Source organism: Streptomyces sp. NPDC101110 (assembly GCF_044759525.1).
In the GTDB taxonomy this organism is placed as follows: domain Bacteria; phylum Actinomycetota; class Actinomycetes; order Streptomycetales; family Streptomycetaceae; genus Streptomyces.
This window is the reverse complement of the sequence record NZ_JBIVZM010000022.1, coordinates 20,711-37,848: the sequence shown is the minus strand read 5'-3', so window position 1 is coordinate 37,848 and position 17,138 is coordinate 20,711. Positions and strand designations below refer to the sequence as shown.

The window sequence follows — 17,138 nt, the reverse complement described above, 5'->3', positions numbered from 1 at the left end:
CCTGAAGGGCGCAATCTCGTACCCCGACCGCCCCGACCCATGCCCCCATAGTCGAAGCGTGGCCGGGCGTACGGGTGCTGGGCGTGCGCCCCCGCGCCTCGCGATGGCCGGTTCTTCGCGCCCACGCAGGGTCACGGTCGCGAACAATGGGGCAGGCGTTCACCAAGACGAGGGGGCGTACGGCGAGCCGAGGGGGTGGCAGTGATCCGGGTGCTTCTGGTCCACGACGAGTGTCTGGTGCGGTCGGTGCTGGCGGAGTGGCTGCGGCAGGAGTCCGACCTGGCGGTCCAGGACACGTCGTGGCGCGCCGCGCCGGGCACGGTGCGGTCGTTTCGGCCGGACGTGTGCGCGGCGGACCTGGAGTGCGCGGACTCCTACGGCATCCCGCCCCTGGGCGAGCTGTGCCGGCCCGGGCCGGGCCGCACGCGCCCCCGATTACTCGTGCTGGCCACCGCGAACCGGCCGGGCCTGCTCAAGCGGGCGGCCGAGGCGGGGGCGCTCGGGTACGTCGACAAGGAGGGCTCCCCGCGGAATTTGCTGCGCGGGATCCGCCGCGTTGCCGAGGGGGAACGTTTCGTCAACGACTCGCTGGGCTTCGGGTTCCTCAAGGCGGCCGAGATGCCGCTGACCCGCAGAGAACTGAGCGTGCTGTCCCTCGCGGCCGAGGGAGCCTCCATCGCGGAGATCGCCGGGAGCCTGCACCTGTCCCACGGGACAGTGCGCAACTACATGGCCGCCATCACCCGCAAGACCGGGGCCCGCAACCGCGTCGACGCGATACGCATCTCACAGGGCCAGGGCTGGCTCTGACCCTACGCGATCGCATCCGCGCGCCGGAGCGGGGCTGACCTCGGCCGCATGCGGCCGCATCCCGCCGGAGCAGTGCTGACTCCGCCCCAGGCGGCCGCATCCCGCCGGAGCAGCGCCTACTCCGGCGGCCGGGCCGCCGTATCCCGCCGCAGCAGGGCCGGCTCCGGCCGCTACCGGGCCGGCGCGGGAGCCCAGCCCCCGACGAGGTCCCGGTACAGCGCGGAGGACCGCAGAAGCTCCTCATGGCCGCCGTACGCCGTGCTCCGGCCGTCCATCACCAGCACCCGATCGGCGCGGCGGGCCGAGCTGATGCGGTGGGCCACGACCACCAGGGTCCCGCCCGGCCGCGCGGCGAACGCCCGCTCGGCACGTTCCTCGGCCCCCGGGTCCAGATGGCAGGTGGCCTCGTCCAGCAGGGCGAGCGGGGCGTACGACAGATAGGCCCGGGCCAGCGCGATCAGCTGCCGTTCGCCGGCCGACAGCGCGGTGGGTTCCACCCGGGCGCCGAGTCCGCCGAGCCGGGCGGCCAACGGGGCCAGACCGACCGCCTCGGCCGCGGCCTGCAACTCCTCCTCGGGCACCGGGCCAGGACGCAGGTAGGCGAGGTTCTCGGCCAGGGTGCCGCCGAAGACGTAGGCCTCCTGCGGGATGAGCACCCGCGCGGCGGCGGCCTCGGGGCCGGGCACGGGGTGTCCGGCGACCCGTACGGCGCCGTGCGAGGGCGTGAGCAGCCCGGCCACCAGCGCGGTGAGCGTGGACTTGCCGGTGCCGCTGGGACCGACGACGGCCAGGTGTGCGCCGGGCGGGAGCGTGAGGTCGAGGTCGTGGACGACGGGCGCACTGGCGGGGCCGTAGGCGAAGGTGACGGACGCGAGGGAGAGGGCGGGAGGAGGGGTGCCGCGACCTGCGGTGGTGCCGGCGGGCACGCGAGCGCTGTCCGTTGGACGGGACGGGACCGTGCCGGGGGGCACGCGCCCGCTGTCCGCCGGACGGGACGGGACCGTGCTCGTTCCGGCCAGTCTGCGCAGCACCACCGTCAGGCGGGAGCCGCTCGTGCCCAGTCCGTGGATCAGGTTCCGCAGGGCCGGGAGCAGCGACTGGGTGACGTAGGCCAGGGCACCGACCAGGGCGCCCGCGGTGACGCCGTGGGCCAGCAGCCAGGGGGCGGCGGCCAGCAGCAGCACGATCGGCGCCTGACCGCCGATCGTGAGGGACGCCACCCGCAGCACGCCCCAGTGGGCGAGTGCCCGCGCAGCCCGCAGTTCCGCCTCGACCCGTTCCCCGGTGCCCGCGGCGATCTGCGCCTCGGCGCCGGTCGCCGTGACGTCGCGCAGGCCCGGGCAGACGGTGCCGAGGTCGCCGGCGAGGGCCTCGTCGGCGACCAGGAACGTCTCCTGCCGCCGGGCGAGGGGCCGCAGCGTCACGGCGAACAGCGCCATGCCCACGGCCAGGGGCGGACCCACGACCAGCAGCAGTGGCGGGGCGAGCGTGAACAGTCCCGCCAGGGCACCGACGGAGGTGAACAGGAAGGAGCGGGAGACCATGACCAGTCCGGCGAAGGTGTCCCGGGCGATCTCCACCTGCTGGGTGAGCCCCGACAAGGAGCCCGCCTCACCGGTGCGCACCCCGCGCGTGACCACGCGCTCCACGAGCCGGTCGCGGAGCGGTTCGACCAGGTCGGCGACGGCGGCGTAGACCCGGGCGGTCCCGTACGCGCCGAGCAGGACGCCCAGGCCGGTCAGGGCCAGCCAGACCAGTCCGACCTCCGCCCGCCCGCGCAGGAACCCCTCGTCCAGGGCGCGGGCGGGCCCGTACCCGATGAGGAAGGTCTGCCCGGTCTCCAGCACGGACCAGGCGGTGAGCCGCAGCAGCACGTGCCGACGGGCCAGCAGGAAGCGCAGGCCCTGGGCGGCGAGGCCGGTTGCGGCGGTCATGGCGACACTCCGCCCGTGGCAGCCCCACCCGTCCACGTCCGGCCGCTCATGCCGTCACACCCCTTTCCCCGCTCGTCGTGCCCCGGGTGTCCGGGGCAGGCCGTGAACCGCCGTCCGCCACCGGAGGGTCGGCAGGGTCCGCCCCGTCTTCGAACGCCGCCTCGTCTTCGAACGCCGCCTCGTCTCCGAATGCCGCCTCGTCTCGGTATGCCGCACCGTCTCCGAATACCGCTCGGTACTCCGCCAGCCGCCACAGCTCCTCGTGCCGCCCCACCGCCCGCACCCGCCCGCCGTCCAGCCACGCCACGGCATCGGCGCACGCGGCCGTCGCACCCCGGTGGGCGACCAGGAGCCGGGTGGTTCCCGGGCCGTCGCCGAAGAGCGCGTCGGTGATGTGGCGTTCCGTCACCGTGTCGAGGCTGGAGAGGGCGTCGTCGAGGATCAGCAGACGGCCACCGTGCGCGAACGCCCGTGCCAGGCCCAGACGTTGGGCCTCGCCACCCGAGCACGGGGCGTCCGTGACGGGCGTGCCGTATCCGTGGGGCAGACGGCGCACGAAGTCGTCCGCGCGGGCCGTGCGCGCCGCCTCCCGGATCAGGCCGGCAGAGGGAGCGGCCACGCCGAGGCCGATCGCCCGCTCGACCGTCCCGCCGAGGAGCGCGGGGCGGGCGAAGGCATAACCGACAGCGCCCCGCAGCTCGTCGTGGCGCAGCTCGCGCAACGGCACACCGTCGAGCAGCACCTCGCCCGCGTCCGGTTCGCTCAGCCGCCCGGCGAGCGCGGCCAGCAGCGACTTGCCCGCACCGGACCGGCCGACCACCGCCAGCGTCGTTCCGCCCGGCACGTCGAGGTCCACCCCGTCGAGCACGGTGCGCCCGCCCCGCCGGGCCGTCACCCCGCGCAGCTCCAGCCGCCCGGGCCCGGCGGGCAGCCTGCGGTCGCCGTACGCGATGGCGGGCTCGGTCCCGACCTCGCCCAGGCGCCGGGCCGCGGCCCGGGCCCGGGCCAGTCCCGCGAGGCGGCCGACCAGCACACCGACACCGGTCGCCAGCACCGCGTACCGGGAGGCCGCCAGCACCTCGCCCACCGAGAGCCGGTCCCGGGTGAGCAGGACCCCGGCCACGGCGACGACCGCGAGCTGCAGCAGCGGCGCCACCGCGACCGCCCGGGCCGCGGCCCGGCCCTGCACCCGCCACATACGGTGCCCGGCCCGGGACAGCTCGGGCAGCGGCCGCAGCACCCGGGCCGTCTCCCGGTCCTCCGTGCCGGCCGCCCGCACGGTGCGCACCCCTTCGACGGCCTCCGCCAGCGCGGCCGCGATCCGGCCCTGGGCCCGCTGGTAGCGCGACGCGCTCTCGGAGGTGTCCCGGGAGACGGCGCGCAGGAGGAGCGCCAGCACGGGGGCCCCGGCGAGGAACACGGCCGCGAGCCACCAGTCGATCACCGCCAGCGCGACCATTCCGCCGACCGGGCCGGCGAGCGCGGCCAGCAGGGCCGCCCGAGCCGCCGGAGTGGTGCCCGCCTCGGCGGCGTTGCCCACCAGGCGGGCCACGAGCTCACCGGAGCCGAAGCGGTCGGCGGCCCGCGGGCCGACGCCCAGGACGTGTCCGGTCACCCGGCGGCGCAGCCAGGCCGTGGTGCGGGCGTCGACGGTGCCGGTGAGGACGGTCTGGGCCGCGTCGAGCAGACCCAGCAGCAGGACGAGGCCGGCGCAGCAGAGCACCCACCGGGTCGCCGGGGCGTGCGCCAGCACAAGATCGAGGGCCCGGCCGAGAACGGCCGGGAGCAGTAGTCCGGCACCCGTGGCGACGATGCTCACCAGGCACAGCGCCACGCAGCGGAACCCGCTGTACCGGGTGGCCGTGCGCAGCAGCGTGCGCGCGTGTCCGGCCGCCGGGTCGTCGTCGCCGCGCGGGGTCATACGGGCCTTTCCTGGGACGGGAAGGACCCCGGGCGGCCCCTCCCCGAGGGGAGAGAGCCGCCCGGAGCGAGCAGACCGCGGGTCAGAGACAGAGCAGAACGCTCGCGGCGCTGATGCAGGAGAGCAGGCTCACCGTGCTGTTGCCGCCGCCGTCGGTGCGCTCTTCGGTCTCGATGGTCTGCAGGTCGAGAAGTGCCATGGTGATTCCTTCCGTCGGGTGTCCGTCCGTGGTCATCCGTGGGGACGGGGTGGTGTCACGACTCCGCGGGATCGCGGAACCGCGTCTGGGGGCCGCCGGCGGGCGGCGGGAGGAACGGCAGGTGGGCGCCGGTCGCCGGGTCGAGGGCCGCGCCGAGCGCCAGCAGGCACCCTGCCGTTCCGGTGGCGAGGTCCATGGAGAGCCGCATCATCTGGTGTCCGGGGAAGGCCAGTTGGCCCTCGTAGGCCATCGCGAACCAGCCGAGCCCGGCGATCTGCGCGGCCAGCCTGTCGTCGGTCGCGCCCGGCGTGGTCGTGCGGCTGAGGTGCAGGATCATTCCCGCGCGGCCCTGGAGGAGTCCGGGCTGCGCGTAGAAGCGGGAGGTGGCCGCGGTGAGCACACCGGAACGGGCCGCTGCGAACTCCCCGGCACGGCCGGGGGAGTGGGCCACCAGGTCGTCGAGGACCATGCCCAGGCCCGCGCTGCCGTCACCGAGGTAGGGCAGGGTCCGCCAGCCCTCGTCGACCTCCAGCGACCCGTTCTCGCGGGTCACGCAGGAGGCCAGGTCCCGGTGCAGGGCCGCGGCCGCCGCCTCCAGCCAGGCCTTCTCACCGGTCCACTCGTACTGCCGCAGCATCAGCAGGGCGGCACCGCTCGCGCCGCGCAGCAGGCCGGCGCGCGGCCGGGACGCGGCAGGGACCGGCTCCGTGAGGCGCTGGACGAGGATCCGCGCGGCCTCGTGGGCCCGCTCACCCAGCTCCGCCTCGCCGGTCGTGCGGGCCAGATGTCCGAGGACCAGGCCCAGCCCGGCCAGTCCGCCGTGCAGGTCGGACGAGAGGTTCTGCCACCGCTCGGCGAGGATGCCCTCCACCAGGTCCAGCGCCCGCTGCCGGTGCCCGAGCCGGTCGAGGACCAGGGCGACGCCCGCGAGCCCGTCGTACAGACCGAGCGGGGTGCCGACCGGGGCCGGAGCCGTCCGCTCCAGCAGCCAGCGCTCACCCTCCTCGTACCGCTCGGCGCCGGCCGCGTCCAGCGCGAACAGCACCCCCGCTGCGCCGTGCGCGAGTCCGAGCCCGCCGCCGTCGGAGAACTGGGCGACGTCGCCGGGGAAGAGCCGGTCGTCGCGCTCCGGCGTGGCCGAGGCGAGGATGGCTTTCACCATCGAGTCGCGGCTGTAGGGCCAGTCGCCCGGGTCCACCGGCGCCGAGGGGACGGCCACCGTACGACCGGACACCTCGCGGGTGATCTCGGCGACCGCCTCGTCGAGGAACTCCCGCGGCACGTCCGGGAACTCCCGCGAGATCACCTCCGCCAGATGCGCCGCCTTGCCGCGGTCGACCACGAACAGCGTGGTGACCGGCAGGAACAGGGCCAGCCGCAGACAGGCCAGCGCATAGCGGTCGACGTCGGCGCCGCGGCGGTCCGGCGGGGCGAAGAACCCGGGGTGGGCGACGACCTGACGGCCGTTCTCCCCGGCCGGGGCCGCGGCCTCGAAGTCGAGCAGGAACACGGTCTCCTCGTCCGGGGCGACCATGATGTTGAAGACGTGCAGGTCGTTGAAGACGATGCCCCGGGCGTGCACCGCCGCCACGGCCTCCTCCACCCTGCGGTGGATGCGCAGAGCCCAAGCCGTATAGGAGGCGACGGCCTCGGCGTCGGGGTCCTGGGTGAGCAGCGGATGCCGCTGCGCGAAGAAGGAGTTGAGCGGACGGCCCTCCAGAAAGTCCATCACCAGGAAGTGGTGGCCGCCGAGTTCGAACCAGTCCCGCACTTCCGGGACCACGCCGATGCCCGCGACCTGCTCCAGTGCCTGCTTCTCCCGCTCCAGCCGGGCGATCGCGTCGGCGCCGTCCGAGGCGAGCCCCGCGTGCGGCCGGCCCTCCTTCAGGACGACCTTGCGCCCGTCACGCGTGTCGGTGCCCGCGTAGACCCCGCCGCCGTTGGAGAAGTGCAGCGCCTTCTCGATGCGGTACGGCAGTTCGCCCGTCGTCGTGTTGTTCCGGGCGTCGAGATGCGGCTGGAGGAACGCCGGCAGCGTCACCCACTCGGGCACCTGGAAGGACGGCGACCGCCGGTCCGGCACCAGCCGGCCCTCGCCGTCGCGCACCGCCGGCACCAGCGAGCCCCGCTCGTCCACCACGAACGCCCGGGCGAAGGCGCCGTAGCGCACGTACAGCGGGCCCTCGCCCCAGCGCAGGTCGGTGAGGATGTACGGCCCCTCGAAACCCTTCAGCAGCCCGCCCAGTTCACGCAGCACCCGGTGCAACTGTTCCTCGTCGGCCGGGTAGACCGTGACGAACTTGCCGCTGCCGTCGCGCGGGGCGTACTTGGTGTTGCGCAGGTGGAGCAGGTGCGGACCCGGCACGAACTTGAAGGGGACCCGCTGCTCGACGCAGTAGTCCCACACGATCCGGGCGATCTCCTCCGCGTTCGCCCGCGTCGCCGAGGCATGGATCTTCCACCCCTGGGCCGGGCCCTGGAGCGGTTCGCCGTCCGCGCCGAGCGGGGTCATCGTCTGCCAGTCGCCGATCCGGGCCGACTCCCAGCCCTCGGGCAGCGGCCGGCGGGCCGTCTCGTAGAGGTGGGAGGCCGTGTCCTGCCCGCCCCGCGTGAGCCGGTCCGGCGTCTCGTAGAAGTGCCGGTCGGCCAGCGCGTACACCTCGTACCGCTTGTCCATGCGTCCCCCTCCCTGACGAGCACCGAGCCTTCCAGCCACACACCGGGCACGCACAGTCACGCCTGTCACGAGAACACCGTGCGGAACGCACGCGTTAAGACATGTTCGGTTTCATTCGAGCGACCTCCGTCGGCGCGGGTCCACGGAACGCCCACAGGGGCTGCGCAGGTGTCCCATTAGCGCTGTAATGGCCAACGTGGTCAGTCAGGGCGCCCAGGAGCGCGGAACGCGGACACTGCGTGCCGAAGGTGCCCTCAAGGCGATCGCGGTCGATCAGGAGTCGCCCGGACGGCTGCGCCGCGTCCTCGAACAGGCCCTGGTCTTCGCCGGCGCGTCGCTGGCCGCCGTCTACGCGCCTTCCGAGGACGGCGAGCTGTTGTGCCTGCTGGAGTCGGCCGGGGTCCCGAGGACGCTGTACGGACTGCGTGACAGCTACCCGCGCGCCGGGCGGTCCCCGGTCGCCGAGGCCCACCGCGGCGGCCGGACGGTGTCGCTGGGCCCGGCGGAACTCGCCGAGCACGCCCAGGCCCGGCGGGTTCCGTCCCCCGACTTCTTCCTGACCGCCCTTCCCGTGCGGGCCGAGGGCGGCTGTCTGCTGGCCGTGAGCGAGCACCCGGGAGGATTCGCCGCCGACGACCTCGGATGCCTGGAACTCATCGCCGACGCCGTCGCCTTCACCGCACCGGTCGCGCCCGCCGAGGCCGGGGAGCTGCCGCCGGGCGCCTTCAGTCTCGCCATGGACTCCGGGCGCGTCCGGGTCGGCGACGACCTGCTGGACCTGTTCGGCCTGGACCCGGTGGAGTTCGACGGCCGGGTCGAGACGCTGCTCAGCCTGACCGTCCCCGAGGACCTGCCGTCACTGATGTCCGTGGTGGAGGCCGACCACATGTCCATCGGCGACCGCGAGCTGGAGTTCCGGGTGCTCCAGCCCGCTGGCCCGCCGAAGTGGCTCCGGCTGCGCGGGCGCCTGCTGCCCGGCGGCGAGGGCCGTCCGGCACGGCTGGTGGGGACGGTCGTCGACGTCTCCACGCTGCGCTCCGACGTCACCGACGTGGCCCGGGTCCAGCGCCTGGCCGCCGCGCTGGCCACCGCCGTGACCGTCCGGGACGTCGGCAAGGCCGTGGTCGCCGCGCTGCGCAGGCCGCTCAGGGCCGACCGGATCGCGCTCGCCGAGCTGGAGAGCGAACGGCTCGTCGTCACCGTCCTCGACCCGCCCGAACCCGAGGCCTGGCCGGAGCTGTGGCGGTCGGAGTGGCGCACCGAGTGGCCCGACGCGCCCGTGCGCGCCATGCCCACCCTCGCCGCGGCGCTGCGCGAGGGCCGGGCCCGCATCTGGCCCGCCGGCAGCCCCCTCGAACGCGCCCTGGCCGAGGTCGGTCCCGGCGGCCTCGCCGTGCTGCCGCTGCCCGCCGGGAACCGCATGGCGGGAGCCTGTCTGATCGGCTGGGACACCCCGCACGACTTCGGCGCCGACGAACGCGCCCTGCTCACCGCATGCGCCGGACTGGCCGGACAGGCCCTGGTGCGGGCCCGTGCCTTCGACGCGGAGCACGAACTCGTCGGCATGCTCCAGCGCCAGCTGCTGCCGCGCAGCCTGCCCCGGCTGCCGGGCGCGGTGGCCGTCGCCCGCTACCTGCCGAGCACGGCCGGGCTCGAACTCGGAGGCGACTGGTACGACGTCATCCCGCTGCCCGATCACCACGTCGCCCTCGTCATCGGCGACGTGCAGGGACACAGCGCCGGTGCCGCGACCCTCATGGGCCAGATGCGCACCGCCCTGCGCGCCTACGCCGTCGAGGGGCACCCGCCGGACGTGGTCGTCGCGCACGCCAACCGGCTGCTGACGGACATGGAGAGCGACCTCTTCGCCACCTGCTGCTACGTCGACGTCGACCTGGAGGAGGGCGCCGCGTGGTGCGTGCGGGCCGGGCACCTGCCGCCGGTGCTGCGCTACCCGGACGGCCGGACCGAGATCGCGGAGGCCGAGGGCGGGCCGCCCCTCGGGGTGGTCACCCGGGCCGACTTTCCCATGAGCCCGCTGCGGCTGCCGCCCGGCACCGTGGTCGCCCTGGCCACGGACGGGCTCGTCGAGACACCCGACTCCGACATCGACGAGGGCATGGACCACCTCGCCGCGCGGCTGGCGGACGCAACCCCCGCTGATCTGGGTCTGGTCGCCGACGCTCTCCTGGGCGACGCCCCGCGCAGCGACGACGTCGCCCTGCTCCTGTTGCGCTACGACGGCATGGACCTGCGCCCGCTGCGGGAGAGCTGGACGGTCTGGCGGGTGCCGCAGGCCGTCGGGCACGCCCGCCGCTTCGCCCGGCGCACCCTGCGTTCCTGGGGCGTCACCGCCGACTACGACGCCGTACTCCTCGTCGTCTCCGAGCTCGTCACCAACGCCCTGGTCCACACCGACGGCAAGGTCCGCATGGACCTCACCCTCGTCAACGACCGGCTGCGCGTCGCGATCGCCGACGCCTCCCCGCGCTCACCGGTCAGACCGACCAGCATCGGCTGGGAGGCCACCGGCGGCCGAGGCATCCTCCTCGTCGAGGCCCTCGCCGCGACCTGGGGAACCCTGCCGGTCAGCGGCGGCAAACAGGTGTGGGCGGAACTGCCGCTCGGACACCGGCCGCCCATGTGACCGGCCCCTTCGCGGTGGCCGGCCGTCGCTGTGCGAAGGGTGCGCCTGGGCGGACCCGGCGCCTCGGCCGCAGGGACACCGGCCGGACCGGGCCGGCCGGCTGCCGACACGAACGCCGGCCCGTCGACCGCGGGGGCACGACCGGCCGGGCCTCTCGGCTGTGACGCGAACGCCGGCCCGCCGACCGCGGGGGCACGACCGGCCGGGCCTCTCGGCTGTGACGCGAACGCCGGCCCGTCGACCGCGGGGGCACGACCGGTCGGCAGGGGGCGTGCCCTTGCCCCGGCCGGCCGAGCCGCCGCGGCCGGACCGCCCGGCGGTGTCTGCTCAGCTCAGCCGCTTCAGCAGCTCCTCCGCCAGGGGGGCCGACGACGCGGGGTTCTGGCCCGTGACCAGGTTGCGGTCGGTGACCACGTGCGGGGCCCACGGCTCACCGGCCCGCACCGTCACCCCGGCCTCGGTGAGACGGTCCTGGAGCAGCCACTTCGCGCGATCGGCGAGACCGCCCTGGATCTCCTCGGCGTTGGTGAACGCCGCGACCTCGTACCCGGCGAAGGCGTTCCGGCCGTCGCTCCCGACGGCGGCCAGCAGTGCCGCCGGCCCGTGGCAGACGACGCCGAGCGGCCTGCCCGACTCCAGGGCCCGGGCGAGCAGCCGCCCGGAGTCGGCGTTCACGGCGAGGTCCTCCATGGGGCCGTGGCCGCCGGGGTAGAAGACCGCCGCGTAGTCCTCCAGCCGGACGTCCTCGAGCCGGACGGGATGCCGCAGCTCGGTGAAGGACTCGAGCGCCTTCGCGATCCGGTCGGCGTTCTCCTGGCCGCCGTTCACCTCGGGAGCCAGGGACGCCCGGTCGACGGTGGGCTCGACACCGCCGGGCGTGGCCACGACGACCTCGTGACCGGCGGCCCGGAACGCCTCGTAGGGGGCGACGGCCTCCTCGGCCCAGAAGCCGGTCGGGTGCCCGGTGCCGTCGGCCAAGGTCCAGGTGTCGGCGCCGGTGACGACGAAGAGGATCTTCGACATGGTGGTGCATCTCCATCAGACGGGCCGCGGGTCGGACAGCGCGGCGATGACTCGGACGATGACGACCGTAAGCGCCCGGATCGCATGTTTTCCAATGGCATGACCGATGGCTGCCATAGGTTTTTCCATGGCGGACCCCGGTATGGTCGGGACACGTGAGGCCCCTCGACCCCGTCGGCGCGGCCGGGACACCCGCGCAGCCCGACCTCAATCTGCTGCGCACCTTCCTGGCCGTGTACCGCTCCGGCTCCTTCACGGCCGCCGCGCACCTGCTGGGCCTGTCCCAGCCGACCGTCACCACGCAGATCCGCTCCCTGGAGCGGCAGACCCGCAGGGAGCTGTTCGAGCGACTGCCGCGCGGCGTCGCCCCGACAGCCGTGGCCCACGACCTCGCGGCACGTGTGGCGGCCCCCCTCGACGCGCTCACGGCCGCCACCGGCCACGGCCCGCGGGAGCAGGCGCACGCGGAGCCGGTCCACCTGGCCGGCCCCGCGGAACTGCTGTCGACCCGCGCCCTGCCCGCCCTCGCCCCGCTCGTCACGCAGGGCGTCCGGCTGCGCGTCACGACGGGGCTGACCGATCCCCTGCTCGACGAGCTGCGCGCGGGCCGCCACGACCTGGTGATCGCCACCACCCGGCCCCGCGGCCGCACCCTGTCCGCGGTGCCGCTGTCGGACGAGGAGTTCGTCCTGGTCGCCGCCCCCGCCTGGGCCGACCGCGTCGCCGCGCGCACGGTCGCCGGACCGGCCGCGGCGCACGACGCAGCGGCCGCGGTGCACGACAGACCGGCCGCGGCGCCCGACGTACCGGCCGCCCTGCACGACGTACCGGCCGCCCTGCACGACGTGCCGCTGATCACGTACGCCGAGGACCTGCCCATCGTGCGGCGCTATTGGCGTCACGTCTTCGGCCGGCGTCTCAACTGCCGCGCCGCCGTCTCGGTGCCGGACCTGAGGGCCGTCCTCGCGCTGGTCACGGCCGGTGCCGGCTTCAGCGTGCTGCCGCGCTACCTGTGCGCCGGAGAACTGGCGTCCGGCGCCCTGGTGCTCCTCGACGCCCCCGAGGACGCGCCGATCAACACCGGCTTCCTCGTCCAGCGGCCCGGCGCCTCCGGCAACCCGCACGTCGCCCTCGTCCGCGACCGACTGCTGGAGGCCGGCCGCACCTGGTGACGCCGCGGGCCGACCGGGTACCCGCCGTGGCGTAGGACGGAGAGACCACCACGAGCCGAAGGAAGAGGAACATCATGGCTCTGCATGTCCGCGACATCATGACCGGCGACCCGGTCACCGTCGAGCCGCAGACCTCCGTCGCCGAGGTGGCGCGCATCATGCGCGACGAGGACCTCGGGGCCGTCCTGGTGACGGACGGCGACCATCTGCGCGGCCTGGTCACCGACCGTGACCTGGTGGTGCGCTCGGTGAGCCGCGGCGGCGACCCGGAGCGGATCAGCGTGGCCGGCGCGTGCAGCGACGAACTGGTCACCGTCAGCCCCGACGAGGACCTGGGCCAGGCGGTTCAGCTGATGCGCGAGCACTCCGTGCGCCGCATCCCGGTCGTCGACCACGGGCACCCCGTCGGCATCGTCTCCCTGGGGGACATGGCCATGGAGCGCGACCCCGAGTCCGCGCTCGGCGACATCAGCGCCGCGCGTCCCAACGCGTGACCGGCGCCCCGCTGGACGGCCCCGCGCACCGTGCGGTGCGCGGGGCCGTCGCGCGTGTCGCGAACGCCGTGTCCGCGCGGGGGAGTTCGCCCCGGTGGCACAGACGTTCCGCGCCGGGTTTGTTCGGTTTTCGGCTGGGAACTCGAACAGCAGTGGTAAGAGAAGGAAGATGATGAGTCGTGGAGTCCATGGACACCAGTGAGAAGCCCGTCGTCCGTCAGCACGAGACCGGCTGGTCGAAGGCACGCCGACTGCGCGGCAAGGCCGCCGTGCGGACCTGCCTCCCAGCCGTGGAGGACCGAGGGACCCCCTTGACGTCACGCTCCGGTTCGGAGTGGAACATCGTCCGGGGTGAGGACTGATCCCTCCCCGCGGCACCCCTCCCCGCGGCCGCCCCTTCCTGCGGCACCGCGCGGTGACGATCCGAGCAACTCCGCGCATCGGCAAGTAAAAGAAGTGATGTTCACATCCGCCGGTTCACGACTAAGGTGAACCGAATGAAGGCTCTCGTGCTGTCCGGCGGCGCAGGAACAAGACTGAGGCCGATCACGCACACGTCGGCCAAGCAACTGGTGCCCGTGGCCAACAAGGCGGTGCTGTTCTACGGGTTGGAGTCGATCGCCGAGGCCGGCATCACCGACGTGGGCATGATCGTCGGGGAGACGGCCGACGAGATCGAGGAGGCGGTCGGGGACGGGTCGAGGTTCGGCCTCAAGGTGACCTACATCCCCCAGGAGCGGCCCCTCGGGCTGGCCCACGCGGTGCTGATCGCCCGGGACTACCTCGGTGACGACGACTTCGTGATGTACCTCGGCGACAACTTCATCGTCGGCGGCATCACCGGCCTCGTCGACGAGTTCCGCCGCAACCGGCCCGACGCGCAGATCCTGCTCACCCGCGTTGCCGACCCCCGCGCCTTCGGGGTCGCCGAACTCGACCCGTCGGGCCAGGTGATCGGCCTGGAGGAGAAGCCCGAGCAGCCCAAGAGCGATCTCGCGCTGGTCGGCGTCTACATGTTCACACCCCTCATCCACGAGGCCGTCCGCGCCATCGAACCGTCCTGGCGCGGTGAACTGGAGATCACCCACGCCATCCAGCACCTGATAGACACCCGCGCCGACGTGCGCTCCACGGTCATCAAGGGCTACTGGAAGGACACCGGCAACGTCGGCGACATGCTCGAGGTGAACCGCACGGTCCTCGAAGCCATGGAGCGGCGCATCGACGGCGACGTGGACGACGCGTCGGAGACCATCGGGCGCGTCGTGGTCGAGGAGGGCGCGCGCATCGTCGGCTCCCGTGTCGTCGGGCCGGTCGTCATCGGCTCGGGCACCGTCGTCACCAACTCCTACGTGGGCCCCTTCACCTCCGTCGCCGAGAACTGCCGGATCACCGACAGTGAGCTGGAGTTCTCGATCGTGCTGCGGGACTCCTCGATCGAGGGCGTCGGCCGGATCGAGTCCTCGCTGATCGGCCGGCACGTCGAGGTGACCCCCGCCCCCAGTGTCCCCAGCGCCCACCGTCTCGTCCTCGGAGATCACAGCAAGGTGCAGATCACTTCATGAACCTTCTCGTCACCGGCGCCGCCGGGTTCATCGGCTCCCGCTACGTCCGCGCCCTGCTCGCCTCGGACGCGCCCGACGCGCCACGCATCACCGTGCTGGACAAGCTCACCTACGCCGGCACCCTCGACAACCTCGAACTCACCCACCCGCGCCTGGAGTTCGTACAGGGCGACATCTGCGACGCCGAACTGGTCGACAAGCTGATGGCCGACGCGGACCAGGTGGTGCACTTCGCCGCCGAGTCCCACGTGGACCGCTCCATCAGCGGCGCGGCCGACTTCGTCCGCACCAACGTCCTCGGTACCCAGACCCTGCTGGACGCCGCCCTGCGCCACGACGTCGGCCCCTTCGTGCACGTCTCCACCGACGAGGTCTACGGCTCCATCGAGACCGGCTCCTGGCCCGAGGACCACCCGCTCCAGCCGAACTCGCCCTACTCGGCCTCCAAGGCCTCCTCCGACCTGCTCGCCCTGGCCTACCACCGCACCCACGGCCTCGACGTGCGCGTCACGCGCTGCTCCAACAACTACGGCCCGCACCAGTTCCCCGAGAAGGTCATCCCGCTCTTCGTCACCAACCTCCTCGACGGCCACAAGGTGCCGCTGTACGGCGAGGGCCGCAACGTCCGCGACTGGCTGCACGTGGACGACCACTGCCAAGGCGTCGACCTCGCCCGCACCCGGGGCCGGCCCGGCGAGATCTACAACATCGGCGGCGGCACCGAGCTCACCAACAAGGAACTCACCGGCCTGCTCCTGGAAGCCTGCGGCGCCGGCTGGGACCGGGTGGAGTACGTCGCGGACCGCAAGGGCCACGACCTGCGCTACTCCGTCGACTGCTCCAAGGCCCGAGACGAACTCGGCTACCGTCCCCGCCACGACTTCACCACCGGCCTCGCCGAGACCGTCGCCTGGTACCGCGACAACCGGGCCTGGTGGGAGCCCCTGAAGCGGCGCGTCACCCAGGAGCGGGCATGAGGTGGCTGATCGCCGGGGCGGGCGGGATGCTCGGCCGTGACGTCGTCGAGGAACTCACCCGGCGCGGCGAGACGGTCGTGGGCCTCGACCGCGCCGCCCTCGACATCACGGATCCCGGCGCGGTCGACGCCGCCGTACGGGAGCACCTGCCCGGCCTCGTTGTGAACTGTGCCGCCTACACGGCCGTCGACGACGCCGAGACCGACGAGGCCCGCGCCCTGGAGATCAACGGCGACGGCCCCCGCCTCCTGGCCCGGGCCTGCGCCGCGCACGGCGCCCGCCTGATCCACGTCTCCACCGACTACGTCTTCTCCGGCGAGGCCCGCACCACGCCCTACCCGGAGGATCACCCGACCGGCCCGCGCACCGCCTACGGCCGCACCAAGCTGGCCGGGGAGCGGGCCGTGCTGGAGGAGCTCCCCGGTGCGAGCGCGATCGTGCGCACGGCGTGGCTGTACGGCGTCCACGGCTCCAACTTCGTCCGCACCATGATCGGATTGGAAGCGCGTCGGGACACCCTCGACGTCGTCGACGACCAGCGCGGGCAGCCCACCTGGAGCGCGGACGTCGCCGAGCGGATCGCCGATCTCGGGCCCGGGATCGGCCCTGCCGCGCACGGCGTCTTCCACGCGACCAGCTCCGGCGAGGCATCCTGGTACGACCTCGCCCGCGAGGTGTTCTCCCTCATCGGCGCGGACCCCGACCGGGTGCGCCCCACCAGCAGCGCGGCCTTCCCCCGGCCGGCGCCCCGCCCGGCGTACAGCGCCCTCGCACACCGGCGGTGGCAGGAGATCGGCCTGCCGCCGCCCCGTGACTGGCGCTCCGCCCTGCACGAAGCACTGCCCCGCATCCGCAAGGAAGGTCTTCCTCGTGAAACGCCATGAGTTCCTCCGGGAACTGCACAAGGTCAGCGCCAATCGCAACTACCTGGAGATCGGCGTCAATGACGGGCGCAGCCTGACGCTGTCCCGCGTGCCCAGCATCGCGATCGACCCGGCCTTCAAGGTGGTCTCGGAGCTGAGGTGCGACGTCCACCTGGTGAAGGCGACCAGCGACGACTTCTTCGCGCGTGACAATCCGCTCCAGCACCTCAAGGGCGGCCGTCACCCGCTGCGCAACCTGCGCCGCGGCCGCAGCCCGATCGGCTACTGGCGCCGCACGACGCTGGACCTGTCGTTCATCGACGGCATGCACCTCTTCGAGTTCGCGCTGCGCGACTTCATGAACGTCGAGAAGTACTCGGACTGGGGCAGCGTGATCGTCCTCGACGACATGCTGCCGCGCAGCGTGGACGAGGCGGCCCGGGACCGTCACACCAACGCCTGGACCGGCGACGTCTTCAAGATCACCGAGGTGCTGGCGCGTTACCGCCCCGACCTGGTCACGGTGCAGGTGGACACGGCCCCCACCGGCCAGCTGGTCGTCTTCGGTGCCGACCCGGACAACCGGGTCCTGCACGACAAGTACGACGAGATCATGGCCGAGTACAAGATCCCCGACCCGCAGAAGGTTCCGGAGGCGATCCTGGAGCGGGCCGGCGCGGTCCGCCCCGAGGCCCTCCTGGAAGCGGGCTTCTGGCGGCCTCTCACCCAGGCCCGTAACCGTGGCCTGCCCCGTTCCGTCGGCTGGGAGCCCCTGCGCAAGGCCCTGCAGCAGGTCGGCGTCAGCCGCTGAGACGACGGCGCCGGCCACCGCCCGGGGGCGGCCGGCGCCGACGCT

At 73.7% G+C, this 17,138-nt stretch carries 13 protein-coding genes and 1 pseudogene; 9 read left to right on the top strand and 5 right to left on the bottom strand.

Features of this window, described 5'->3' with window-relative positions:
* The first annotated feature begins 201 nt into the window (after positions 1–201).
* Complete coding sequence (locus ACIQU3_RS35420) at positions 202–810, top strand: LuxR C-terminal-related transcriptional regulator (protein WP_403929737.1); 609 nt, start codon at positions 202–204, stop codon at positions 808–810.
* A gap of 171 nt (positions 811–981) precedes the next feature.
* Here the strand turns inward: ACIQU3_RS35420 and ACIQU3_RS35415 are convergent.
* From ACIQU3_RS35415 to lanKC, 4 genes and pseudogenes are all read right to left on the bottom strand, one after another.
* A pseudogene (locus tag ACIQU3_RS35415) lies at positions 982–2,744 on the bottom strand (ATP-binding cassette domain-containing protein); the annotation flags it as partial.
* A 46-nt stretch (positions 2,745–2,790) separates the two neighbouring features.
* A complete protein-coding gene (locus ACIQU3_RS35410) occupies positions 2,791–4,665 on the bottom strand; it encodes an ABC transporter ATP-binding protein (protein WP_403929734.1) in 1,875 nt (624 codons plus the stop codon).
* A gap of 82 nt (positions 4,666–4,747) precedes the next feature.
* Positions 4,748–4,864 carry a SapB/AmfS family lanthipeptide gene (locus ACIQU3_RS35405; RefSeq protein ID WP_031113019.1) on the bottom strand — a complete coding sequence of 39 codons (117 nt, stop codon included), beginning with the start codon at positions 4,862–4,864 and terminating at the stop codon, positions 4,748–4,750.
* 55 nt (positions 4,865–4,919) lie between these two features.
* Complete coding sequence (lanKC, locus tag ACIQU3_RS35400; protein ID WP_403743374.1) at positions 4,920–7,541, bottom strand: class III lanthionine synthetase LanKC; 2,622 nt, start codon at positions 7,539–7,541, stop codon at positions 4,920–4,922.
* A 187-nt stretch (positions 7,542–7,728) separates the two neighbouring features.
* Between lanKC and ACIQU3_RS35395 the strand changes: the two genes are divergently transcribed.
* A complete protein-coding gene (locus ACIQU3_RS35395; RefSeq protein ID WP_403929731.1) occupies positions 7,729–10,188 on the top strand; it encodes a SpoIIE family protein phosphatase in 2,460 nt (819 codons plus the stop codon).
* Positions 10,189–10,515: 327 nt separating this feature from the next.
* On the opposite strand, the gene ACIQU3_RS35390 is transcribed toward ACIQU3_RS35395, so the two are convergent.
* Positions 10,516–11,211, bottom strand: coding sequence for a type 1 glutamine amidotransferase domain-containing protein (locus ACIQU3_RS35390; protein WP_403929728.1), 696 nt, complete (start codon positions 11,209–11,211; stop codon positions 10,516–10,518).
* 155 nt (positions 11,212–11,366) lie between these two features.
* Here ACIQU3_RS35390 and ACIQU3_RS35385 point away from each other — a divergent pair, with 155 nt between their 5' ends.
* From ACIQU3_RS35385 to ACIQU3_RS35355, 7 genes are all read left to right on the top strand, one after another.
* On the top strand, positions 11,367–12,383 hold the full coding sequence (locus ACIQU3_RS35385; RefSeq protein ID WP_403929725.1) for a LysR family transcriptional regulator: 1,017 nt from the start codon (positions 11,367–11,369) through the stop codon (positions 12,381–12,383).
* Positions 12,384–12,457: 74 nt separating this feature from the next.
* The gene (locus ACIQU3_RS35380) at positions 12,458–12,877 is read left to right on the top strand and encodes a CBS domain-containing protein (RefSeq protein WP_403929722.1); all 420 of its coding nucleotides are present in this window, start codon (positions 12,458–12,460) and stop codon (positions 12,875–12,877) included.
* 188 nt (positions 12,878–13,065) lie between these two features.
* A complete protein-coding gene (locus ACIQU3_RS35375) occupies positions 13,066–13,239 on the top strand; it encodes a hypothetical protein (protein WP_403929719.1) in 174 nt (57 codons plus the stop codon).
* Positions 13,240–13,374: 135 nt separating this feature from the next.
* Positions 13,375–14,442, top strand: coding sequence for a glucose-1-phosphate thymidylyltransferase (locus ACIQU3_RS35370; protein ID WP_403743365.1), 1,068 nt, complete (start codon positions 13,375–13,377; stop codon positions 14,440–14,442).
* Positions 14,439–15,419 carry a dTDP-glucose 4,6-dehydratase gene (rfbB, locus tag ACIQU3_RS35365; protein ID WP_403929717.1) on the top strand — a complete coding sequence of 327 codons (981 nt, stop codon included), beginning with the start codon at positions 14,439–14,441 and terminating at the stop codon, positions 15,417–15,419. The genes ACIQU3_RS35370 and rfbB overlap by 4 nt, the downstream gene beginning before the upstream one ends.
* Positions 15,416–16,303: a dTDP-4-dehydrorhamnose reductase gene (gene rfbD / locus ACIQU3_RS35360; RefSeq protein ID WP_403743361.1), complete on the top strand. Its 888-nt coding sequence runs from the start codon at positions 15,416–15,418 to the stop codon at positions 16,301–16,303. Before rfbB ends, rfbD begins: the two co-directional genes overlap by 4 nt.
* Positions 16,290–17,093: a class I SAM-dependent methyltransferase gene (locus tag ACIQU3_RS35355; protein WP_366717717.1), complete on the top strand. Its 804-nt coding sequence runs from the start codon at positions 16,290–16,292 to the stop codon at positions 17,091–17,093. Before rfbD ends, ACIQU3_RS35355 begins: the two co-directional genes overlap by 14 nt.
* Positions 17,094–17,138 lie beyond the last annotated feature (45 nt).